Consider the following 9502-nt stretch of genomic DNA (forward strand, 5'->3'; position numbering starts at 1 on the left):
CTCGAGCGGATCGTCCCGTCCGACTGGCCCTGGGAGCACATCGAGGAGGGCGAGGAGAACGCCCCAACGCACATCCGAGCAGCGTTCATGGGCCCGAGCGTGCTGATCCCGATGCGTGACGACGGCACCCTCGCGCTCGGGACATGGCAAGGGATCTTCCTCTGCGAGTTCGACGGCCCGCGCGAGCGGTCGGTGCTCGTCAGCGTCCTGCAGTAGGCGGGATCCCCGCTACGCTCCGCTGCTCATGGCCGCCCCTGTTTCGAATGGTGAGGAGCTCGAGCTCCACGTCGACTCGCTCGCCTTCGGCGGCAACGGTGTCGCACGCCTCGACGGCTTCGTCGTCTTCGTTCGCCGTGGCTTGCCGGGCGACACGGTGCGCGCGCGCGTCACCAAGGTCAAGCGCGGCTTCGCCGAGGCAACCGCGCTCGAGATCCTGACGGCCGGCCCCGACCGGGTCGTCGCGCCCTGCCCGCATTTCGGGGCCTGTGGCGGCTGCCGCTTCCAGGACTACGCCTACGACCGTCAGCTCGAGTCGAAGGCGGCGCAGGTGCGCGATGCGCTCGTGCGCCTGGGAGGGATCGCCGAGCCGCCGATCGACCCGATCGTGCCCGCTGCCTCGCAGTACCACTATCGCAACAAGCTCGAGTACTCCTTCACACAGACACCCGACGGCCCCGCACTCGGCTTCCATCGGGCGGGGCGCTGGGACGAGGTGCTCCCGCTCGAGGTGTGCCTGCTGACCACCGATCTCGGCAACAGGATTCGCGACGCCGTGCAGGGCTGGGCGCGCGAGGAGAAGCTCGTCGCGTACGACCAGGCCGACCAGAAGGGCTACCTTCGTCACCTCGTGTTCCGCGAGGGGCGCAACACCGGCCAGGTACTCGTGCAGCTCGTCACGGCGAAGGGCAAGAAGTTCGAGGAGGGCTACCTCGTCGAGGTGCTGCGAACGTTTCCCGAGGTGCGCTCGATCCACTGGGCCGTCAACGAGACCCCCGCCGAGATCACGAACCTTCCGACGGTGCTGCTCTGGGGCGAGGATGCGATCGAGGAGGAGATCCTCGGACTCCGCTTCCGGGTGCGACCGAACGCATTTCTGCAGACCAACACCGAGATGGCCGAGACGCTCTATTCGATTGCCCGCGAGTTCGCCGGGCTGACGGGCAGCGAGACGGTCTACGACCTCTACTGCGGCACGGGAACGATCGGTCTCACGCTCGCTCCTGATGCACTGACCGTGTGGGGGGTCGAGATCTCCGAAGAGTCGGTCGCGTGTGCGATCGAGAACGCCGAGCTGAACGGGATCACGAACGCGGCGTTCTTCGCCGGCAACGTCTCGCTTGCGCTCGAGGAACTGCAGCAGCGCGCCGGTCAGCCCGATGTCGTCGTCGTCGACCCGCCTCGCGCCGGTCTCGCGGGCAAGGCTCTCCGTCGCCTCGGGCGCCTCAGGGCTCCGCGGATCGTCTACGTGTCGTGTAACCCGACGACGCTCGCCTCCGATCTGAAGTCGCTCCGTGAGGACTTCGGGTACGAGCTCGTCCGCTGCCGCCCGGTCGACATGTTCCCGCACACGCCTCACATCGAGACGGTCAACCTGCTCGAGCGCGTCGAGCGTCCCGCAGACGCCACTCCGCCCGACGAAGGCTAACCCCGGATCTCGAGGCCGCGCTCGCGCCAGGCCCTCCAGAGCAGGTCGGCGTTCGGCAGGAGGAAACCGAAGGCGATTGCAGGGAGAGCCGGGAGGCCCGCGAGGTCGAAGACGTCGGTCGAGATCAGTGTCAGCGAGAGCAGCCCGACCATAGTCAGCCCGGTGAGGTGCAACCGCAGATTGAACCGGTCGGCGGCGGCGAGAAACAGCGAGAAGAAGAGGATGTCCGGTGGGCCGATATTTGCCGAGTCCTCCTCGCCTGGGAGGCGGAACGCGATCGAGACGCGGTCGAACAGGCTTGGCTGCTCAGAGACGATGTACTCGGTAGGCCCGCGCCAGACCGAGAGCACGTCGACCCAGGGGATTATCAGGGCGACCAGCACCACCCACGAGAGTGCCTCGAAGACGGTCATGAACCAGAAGCCAACGGCCGTCAGCGCGAGCAGCTTCGTGACGTTGAAGAGCGCCCCGAAGCCGGCGAGATAGAGCAGGAACGACAGCGCAACGAGCGCTGTCGCGATGTGGGGGATCCAGCGAGAGGTGGCGGCGGGAAGCGCAAGCCACGGCACCGCGAAGGTCACGGGCAGCACGACAAGGGCGATCACGAGGACGTCTGGTCGATACCCGAGATCGGGCAGCACGCCGGCCCCTGCATCCCAGGCGACGAGAACGGCGACGACAACGGCGAGCGCCGCTGCCCGTCGTGCGCTCAGTACGGAGGCAGCTCCGCCCACCACGGTCCAAGTTCCTTGAACGCGTTCCAGAAGGCCGTCTTGGCTCCCCGGTCGTCGAGGGCGCCGTCGATGTCGGGCGTCACGATCGCCTCGATCGTGGGCGTGAAGCGGTGTAGGACGCCCACGTCCCGGTCGCTCAGCTGGTCGGCGAGCGGGAACTCGAGGGCGTCGAGGAATCGGCTCGATTCCTCGCCCATCACGATCAGGAGCTTCGGTTGAACGATGTGCAGCTCGCGCGTCAGCCACGGTCGGGCCTGAGCGTCGTCCTCCGTCCCGAACTTGAGGCAGTTCGTCCCGTAGATCGCGAGCGGGTCGACATCGAGGCGTTGCAGCGACTTGAGCAGAGCATTGCCCGAGCGGCCGAAGAAGGCGACTCCCTCGGTGATCTCGGCTTGCTGCGGAGCGTGCTTGAGCAGGAAGATGTCGGCAAGTGGATGCCCGGATCCGAGTACGGGAACGTGCGTCTCATCGGCGATCGCGAGGAGCTCCTGTTGCAGCTCGTTGATCTCGCTGATCGCCTTCCTGAGGTAGCGCTCGTAGATCTCGTCGGTGGGCGGCGCGGAAGGCATCTGCGTTCTGATCACCTTCTTCTCTCGCAGGGGTTCTCCTTGACGCGGTTCGAAGATGTCGAGGTTTCCGGCCCTAGAGCTGGGCGGCTCGCCGGTTCAAAACCCTGGCCCGACCGATCGGCTCGGCGACCCCCGACGGCCGTTCTGTGACCGCGAAAGGCGGCTCGTCCGGACTACACGTCGTGTGCTATTTCGTGCTACTCTCGAGAAGTGTCACGCTCAGACGAGACAACGCGGCTCAATGTCACGCTGACGCCGGAGCATGCGGCGAAGCTGAGCCGGCTCGCCGAGCAGGCCTACACGCTCGAAGGGACGCTCGCCCGGTCGCTGCTCTCGCGTGCAATCGACGAGGCCGACATCGACAGTCGCGGCATGATCGAGTTGCTGAACGGCATCCCCGGCTCCCTGGAGCGCGCCCAGCTCGGGCGCGAACAGGCACGCGCGTCCGACACGGTTCTGCTCGGCGACCTCTAGCCGTGGCCCGAGTCGAGGTCAGCCGGGCCGCGGTCGAGGACATCGCCTGGCTTCGAGTCACACATTCGCTTCCGCCCGATACCAACGAGCGCATCAAGAGTTCGCTGCGCGCCCTGGAACAGTTCCCGCGGCTCGGTGCCGAGCTCGCAGGCGGTGGCTGGGAGGGATTCCGCTTCCTGCTCGGTCCCTGGCGCTGGATGGTGATCGTCTACGAGGTGCTCGACGAGGGCGAACGAGTTGCCATCGTTACGGTGCAAGACGGACGGTCGTCGAGTGCCGCCCCGACGCGAGCGACGGGCTGAAGCACGTCGTTCTCGGTCAGAACCGTCCACGGCATCACTCCGTCGCCGAGATCTTCTCCTTCACCTGCGCCGCCCACTTGAGCGACTGCAGGTAGGCGAGCGACTTCGGCCGCCGCAGCACCTCGGCGCTCCTGAGCGAGAGGAGGAACTCCTCGGGGCCGTTGAAACTGCGCATCCTCACCGCCCCCGTGCCGACCCCCTGGAGGACGTGCGCGTCTGACCCGGCGCCCGCGAGCAACCCGTACTTGCGCTGGAAGCGAAGCGCCTCGTCGTTGTACGCCTCGAACAGCAGCCGTGCGTTGTAGACCTCGAGCACGTCGATGTCGGCGATGTGCCGCTGCAGGGTCGCGGCCGACGGGATCGCGTGCATCCGGTCGAAGGGATGCGGGATGTAGACGATCCCATCCTGCTCCCGGATCGCAGCGATCGTCTCGGCGAAGGTCATGCCACGCGGGATCTCCTCCCTGAGGAAGAGACCGATGATCTCGCCCTCCTTGTCGGTCTTGACCTCCTCTCCGGGGATCACGATCAATGTGCGCTTGCGTGCACGCTCGACGACCTCGAGCGCGCCGCCGAACACGTTGTGGTCGGTGACCGCAATCGCGCCCAGCCCCTCGGACTCGGCGTGGTCGACGAGCGCTTGCGGCTCGATCGAGCAGTCGTGCGACCAGCTCGTGTGCATGTGGAGATCGACGGTGATCCAGTCGCGATCACCCAGGAGATCGCCTTCGACCGCTGGGCCCGGCGCCGGCGGGCGACGACGGGCGGCTGCCTTGCTGTAGACCGACTCGAGGTGCCCGGCCAGGTTGGCATAGTCTGCCAGCATCGCCTGCTCGCGCCCTTTCGCGGCTTCCGTTGCGCGCAACCCCTCGTCCTCGGCGAGTCGCGCAACGGCCGCCGACGCCAGCTCGGGCTGCTCCGCAAGGCCCGCAGGCTCCGCGATCGCGCAGGCACTCGACCGTGCTTCGAGCAGGAGGCGCGCGCTTCCTCCGGGAGCCGGAACGAAGATCGCGGCCTCGGCCAGGGTGGTCCGCCGGACATCCGGCTTCACGAGCGAGCGCACACGCGCCCGGTCGTGAAGCTTCGCGGGGATCGCCGGTCGGCGTGTCAGAGGGGCCGTCCGGGCGAGGACGAGCTCCCAGCCCGCGAGCGTCGGGAGTAGGCGCAACATGGCCTTCGCGACCGCGCTCTGGCCAGGGGCGAGCTCGACGACGATCACCTTTCGCTTCGGAGACGGGGAGAACACCGCAGAGTCGACCCCGATCGAGACGCGCTCGTAGTCACCCGGGAAACGGTCGGACGCATTGGTGATCGCCTCTTCCGAGGTGCCGAGCAGCACGTCGACGCGGGCGAGCAGCTGGGCGCGCTTGTTCTTGCGCGGCGGTACCGCGATCCGTTCCGTGGAGAAGAACGTCGCCGCCGTTGCCGAGTGCGCCTCGAGCAGCGCGGCCGACGAAAGGCTCGAGACGCCTGGCTCGAAGCCATGCACCACGTCGAACGAGCCGAGCGCCAAAGCTGTGGCGAGGTTCGCGCGGAGCCCCATCGGGAGGGCGACGCGCTCCGTCAGCGAGGTCGGTAGGGCGGCGCCGATCGCTACCAGTTCCCCGATCGTGCCTCGTTGAAGCGCCCGTCGACCCTCGAGTAGGTCGGCCGTACGAGACGAGGGTGCTACGACCGTGACAGCGTGTCCGCGGCGTCGCAGGGCGGCCGCCACGCCGGCAACGTGCTCGTTCACGTCATGCGGGAGTGACCAGGAGAACGGGGTCACAAGACAGATGCGAAGCGCCATGGCCGGCGGATTCTAGCTTCGCTCGATCACAGGTACAGTCGACGAATGTCCGACGTCACGATCCAGGTACGGTCGAACGGGCCGCTGAAGGTCACCGGCCCCGTCACGATCATCGATGCCGATGGCGTTCCGTTCGAGCTCCCGCCGGGAAGCTCGGTCGTTCTGTGCCGCTGCGGTTACTCGAAGAACAAGCCCTTCTGCGACACGACGCACAAGGAAGCGGGCTTCGAGGCCGACGACACCGCTCCGCTCGCTTCCTGAGCTGAAGCGGGGCGGCAGCGAACGGCCACCTAGGAGGTGGCCATCCACTGCCGCTCGCGCCGTGTGTTCAGAGGCGTGACGCGAACGAGAAGCACGTTCCAATCCACATCCGGTCTCTAGGGCTTGGCGGTCTTCGCCTTCTTCACTGCCTTGATGCCGTACTGCTTGATGAACTTCTCCGTGTTGTCGTGCGCCTCGTCGTCCACGATCTGGACCGGCGGCGACTTCATCAGGTAGCTCGACGGCGCCTCGAGAGCACCCGAGATGCCGTTGTTGAGCGCCAGCTTCGCCATTCGCACGGCGTCGATCACGATGCCGGCCGAGTTGGGCGAGTCCCAGACCTCGAGCTTGAGCTCCAGGTTGAGCGGCACGTCGCCGAACGCGGTGCCCTCCATGCGGATGTACGCCCACTTGCGGTCGGTCAGCCACGGCACGTAGTCCGACGGGCCGACGTGAACGTTGCCCTCACCGAGATCGTAGTCGAGCATCGAGGTAACGGCATTCGTCTTCGAGATCTTCTTCGACTCGAGACGCTCCCGCTCCAACATGTTGCGGAAGTCGGAGTTGCCGCCGACGTTCAGCTGCATCGTGCGGTCGAGATGCACGCCACGCTCGCGGAAGAGGCTCGTGAGGACGCGGTGCGAGATCGTAGCCCCGACCTGCGACTTGATGTCGTCGCCGATGATCGGCACGCCGGCCTGCTCGAAGCGCTTCTGCCAGTAGGGCTCGCGCGCGATGAACACCGGCATGCAGCTGACCATCGCGACACCGGCCTCGAGAATCTGCTCGGCGTACCACTTCGCCGCTGCCTCCGAGCCGACCGGCAGGTAGTTGACGACGACGTCGGTGCCCGTCTCCTTGAGGATCCTGACGATGTCCGCCGTCTCACCCGGGGCCTTCTCGACGACCTCGGAGAGGTACTTGCCGATCCCGTCGTGCGTCATGCCACGGGACACCGTGATGCCCGTTTTCGGTACCTCGGAGAACTTGATCGTGTCGTTCGGGTGAGCCCAGATCGCGTCGGCTAGATCGACGCCGACCTTGCCCTTGACGACGTCGAATGCGGCCGTGAACTCGATGTCGGAGATGTGGTAGCCGCCGAGGTCGACGTGCATCAGCCCTGGGACGAAGGCGTCACGGTCGGCGTTCTTGTAGTACTCGACGCCCTGGAGGAGGGAGTTGGCGCAGTTGCCGACGCCGATGATGGCGACGCGCACCTTGTCCTTGGAGCGGGCCTTGCCGGTTGCAGAGCCGTTGGTAGCGGCCATGGGTGTGTCCTTTCCGCGGCCGCCCCCGAACGGGACGGACCTGCTGCGGTTCGATTGAAACGGAACACCGAGCTCATCCGAGAGCGCGGCGAGGATGACATCATTCGTGTTCGAGCCGAGGCGGAACGCCTCGGCCTGGACTACGTCCTTGAGCTCCTCGGGCATACGAAGAAGCACGACGGGACTGGAGCCCGGGAGCGGGCTCCTACGGTTCGTCGGCACGTAGTCGACGCCGAACCTCTCGGCGAGAATCCCGACCGCGACGTCGTTCAGGCTGGCACCACGGCGGGCCGTCTCGCGGACGAGCGCCGCCTTGAGAGAGGATGGAGTCCGAACCAGGACGCCCTTTCGTGGCAAAGTGCTAGCAGCCAAAGTGCTATCAGTATAGCGCGACTCTTGGGACAGCACCTAGGGCTACGCGTCGTGGTAGACGGAAGGTGACCGTGGCGGCCGCTGCGCTGGGGCAGCGCGGGGCCTGCGCTACGAAGCGGCGATCTCGCGCAACTGACGCCGCACGAAGAGGATCCGCTGGATCACGGTGATCCACGCCATTGCGGCGAGGACGTAGATCGGCCACTGCAGCCAACCCCACGGAGCGAGCGCGAGGCCGATCGAGATCAGGACGACGCGCTCGACGCGCGAGCCGAAGCCGACGTCCCCGCGAAGCCCGAGCGCCTCAGCCTTCGCACGCGTGTACGAGACGAGGAACGACCCGATCACGGCCGCGAATGCTGCGACGAGCGCGATGTCGTTGCCCTCCCGCGCGAACACGAGACCGATCGCCGCGAGCATCGCCGCCTCCCCGAGACGGTCGAAGGTCGAATCGAGGAAGGCTCCGAACACCGTTCCCTTGCTCGCTGCCCGCGCGAGGGCGCCGTCGAGGATGTCCGCAACGGACCCGACGATGAAGAGGATCCCGCCGAGCCAGAAGTAGAGCTTTGGGTTGCGCTCCTCGAAGCCGACGAGCACGGCACCGACGAGGCAGAGCGTGACACCGGCCATCGTCAGCATGTCGGGTGTCAGCTTCGTTTTCGCGACCCCCTTCATCGACCGCTGCAGGATCTGCCTCGCGGCCTGCATGTACTCCTGCTTGACCCGGTCGAGTTCGCTGACCTTGGGCCCGTCTCCCTGGGCCTCGCTCACGAAGTCGTCGCCGGCTTCCAGCGAGAGAACCATTCCCGGCGGAACAGCAGGGCGCCAGTGGCAATCGCGAGGACAACGCCCGCGACCACATCGAGCCAGTAGTGGTTGCCGGTCGCCATGACCGAGAACCACACCCAGGCTGGCCAGAGCAACCAGAGCACGCGTATCGGCCAGCTCTTGCAGACACCGAACATGACGACCCCGACAATGAACGCGTCCATCGAGTGGAGGCTCGGCATCGCGGCATAGGGATTCGCGGTGAGCGCGACGAGTCCCGATTCGTGGTTGAGGCTCGAGTGCTTCGCCAGCGTGTCGACGAAGCCCCACTCGGGATAGAGCCGCGGTGGAGCGGTGGGAACGACGATGTAGCAGACGAGGCCGACGAGGTTCGCTCCGATCAACCAGTTCCGGAACCCGGCGAAGAGCTCGTGGTGCTTGAAGTACACCCAGACGAGCGTCAGCCCGACGACGGCGAACTGGGAGAGCCAGTAGGTGTAGGTCGTGCCGGTGATCAGGATCGATGACGAGTCGACGAGTCGCTGCAGGGCGGGCTCGAACAGCGTCCCGGACCAGTTCTCGATGCGGATCACGTGGATGCCGTTCGAGAACGCGGCGCCCACGTCGCGGTCGGCGAACCCGCGCGCCAACTGGTACACGACGTAGAACCCGAGCCAGAACGCGATCTGCGTGAGAAGATGAAGCCAGCCGCGCGGTAATCGCCGGCCAGCGGTCTGGGTGTAGCTCGTCATCTGACGAAGTCTAACGGCGGAGGCCGATCACCTCGCGGCCCGCCAGGTCTGATAGTCGACCATCGCTCGTACGGTAGGCAGCCCGGTTCGCAGCCTCGTTGCCGTCGATCGTGACGCGTGATGGCGTCGATTCAGCCTGCTCGCCAGCGGCCCTCGATGCATCCCGGAGCGCTCTCCCCCGACGCGCGTTCAGCCCTCGCAGCTCCCCCGGTGGGGGCTCAGCCGCCGATGTAGGACATCTCGACCCGCGGCAGCTCCGCAGTGCGCGACGAGCGCTCCTCGGAGTAGCGGTCCGTGCGCCTGCCCCAGATTCGTCCGATCGTGGCGTGGATCTCGGCATCGTCGGCACCGCCGCGGACGAGGGCGCGCAGGTCATGACCCCTGGTTGCGAAGAGGCACGTGTAGAGGCGACCCTCGGCGGAGATGCGCGAGCGCGTGCAATCGCCGCAGAAGGGCTGCGTGACAGAGGCGATGACTCCGATCTCGCCGCTGCCGTCGGCATAGCGCCAGCGTCGGGCGACCTCACCACGGTAGTTCTCCTCGGCAGGCTCGAGGGGAAGCGCGGCGG

At 66.7% G+C, this 9502-nt stretch carries 11 protein-coding genes and 1 pseudogene; 5 read left to right on the forward strand and 7 right to left on the reverse strand.

Going from position 1 to position 9502, the window contains the following annotated elements:
* The coding region (locus tag ABIR74_RS09495; protein ID WP_348177425.1) for a secondary thiamine-phosphate synthase enzyme YjbQ at window positions 1-216 on the forward strand (216 nt) is incomplete at its 5' end.
* A 28-nt stretch (window positions 217-244) separates the two neighbouring features.
* On the forward strand, window positions 245-1645 hold the full coding sequence (gene rlmD / locus ABIR74_RS09500) for a 23S rRNA (uracil(1939)-C(5))-methyltransferase RlmD (RefSeq protein WP_348177427.1): 1401 nt from the start codon (window positions 245-247) through the stop codon (window positions 1643-1645).
* On the opposite strand, the gene ABIR74_RS09505 is transcribed toward rlmD, so the two are convergent.
* Complete coding sequence (locus tag ABIR74_RS09505) at window positions 1642-2382, reverse strand: hypothetical protein (protein ID WP_348177429.1); 741 nt, start codon at window positions 2380-2382, stop codon at window positions 1642-1644. The genes rlmD and ABIR74_RS09505 overlap by 4 nt on opposite strands.
* A complete protein-coding gene (locus ABIR74_RS09510) occupies window positions 2355-2963 on the reverse strand; it encodes a uracil-DNA glycosylase family protein (protein WP_348177431.1) in 609 nt (202 codons plus the stop codon). Before ABIR74_RS09510 ends, ABIR74_RS09505 begins: the two co-directional genes overlap by 28 nt.
* A gap of 195 nt (window positions 2964-3158) precedes the next feature.
* On the opposite strand from ABIR74_RS09510, the gene ABIR74_RS09515 reads away from it, so the two are divergent.
* Both ABIR74_RS09515 and ABIR74_RS09520 read left to right on the forward strand, forming a co-directional pair.
* On the forward strand, window positions 3159-3422 hold the full coding sequence (locus ABIR74_RS09515) for a hypothetical protein (RefSeq protein ID WP_348177433.1): 264 nt from the start codon (window positions 3159-3161) through the stop codon (window positions 3420-3422).
* 2 nt (window positions 3423-3424) lie between these two features.
* Window positions 3425-3724 carry a type II toxin-antitoxin system RelE/ParE family toxin gene (locus ABIR74_RS09520; RefSeq protein ID WP_348177435.1) on the forward strand — a complete coding sequence of 100 codons (300 nt, stop codon included), beginning with the start codon at window positions 3425-3427 and terminating at the stop codon, window positions 3722-3724.
* 34 nt (window positions 3725-3758) lie between these two features.
* Here ABIR74_RS09520 and ABIR74_RS09525 read toward each other — a convergent pair whose 3' ends face one another.
* Complete coding sequence (locus ABIR74_RS09525; RefSeq protein WP_348177437.1) at window positions 3759-5513, reverse strand: PHP domain-containing protein; 1755 nt, start codon at window positions 5511-5513, stop codon at window positions 3759-3761.
* 45 nt (window positions 5514-5558) lie between these two features.
* On the opposite strand from ABIR74_RS09525, the gene ABIR74_RS09530 reads away from it, so the two are divergent.
* Entirely contained in the window at window positions 5559-5774 is a 216-nt protein-coding gene (locus tag ABIR74_RS09530; protein ID WP_348177440.1) for a CDGSH iron-sulfur domain-containing protein, read from the forward strand.
* 116 nt (window positions 5775-5890) lie between these two features.
* On the opposite strand, the gene ABIR74_RS09535 is transcribed toward ABIR74_RS09530, so the two are convergent.
* From ABIR74_RS09535 to ABIR74_RS09550, 4 genes and pseudogenes are all read right to left on the reverse strand, one after another.
* Window positions 5891-7042, reverse strand: a complete 1152-nt coding sequence (locus tag ABIR74_RS09535) for an inositol-3-phosphate synthase (RefSeq protein WP_348177447.1) — start codon at window positions 7040-7042, stop codon at window positions 5891-5893.
* A 480-nt stretch (window positions 7043-7522) separates the two neighbouring features.
* A complete protein-coding gene (locus ABIR74_RS09540; protein WP_348177442.1) occupies window positions 7523-8185 on the reverse strand; it encodes a CDP-alcohol phosphatidyltransferase family protein in 663 nt (220 codons plus the stop codon).
* Window positions 8182-8934: a phosphatase PAP2 family protein gene (locus ABIR74_RS09545; protein ID WP_348177445.1), complete on the reverse strand. Its 753-nt coding sequence runs from the start codon at window positions 8932-8934 to the stop codon at window positions 8182-8184. The genes ABIR74_RS09540 and ABIR74_RS09545 overlap by 4 nt, the downstream gene beginning before the upstream one ends.
* A gap of 218 nt (window positions 8935-9152) precedes the next feature.
* Window positions 9153-9502, reverse strand: a pseudogene (locus ABIR74_RS09550) (GTP 3',8-cyclase MoaA); the annotation flags it as partial.

This window comes from Gaiella sp., assembly GCF_039915195.1.
Taxonomy (GTDB): Bacteria; Actinomycetota; Thermoleophilia; order Gaiellales; family Gaiellaceae; genus Gaiella.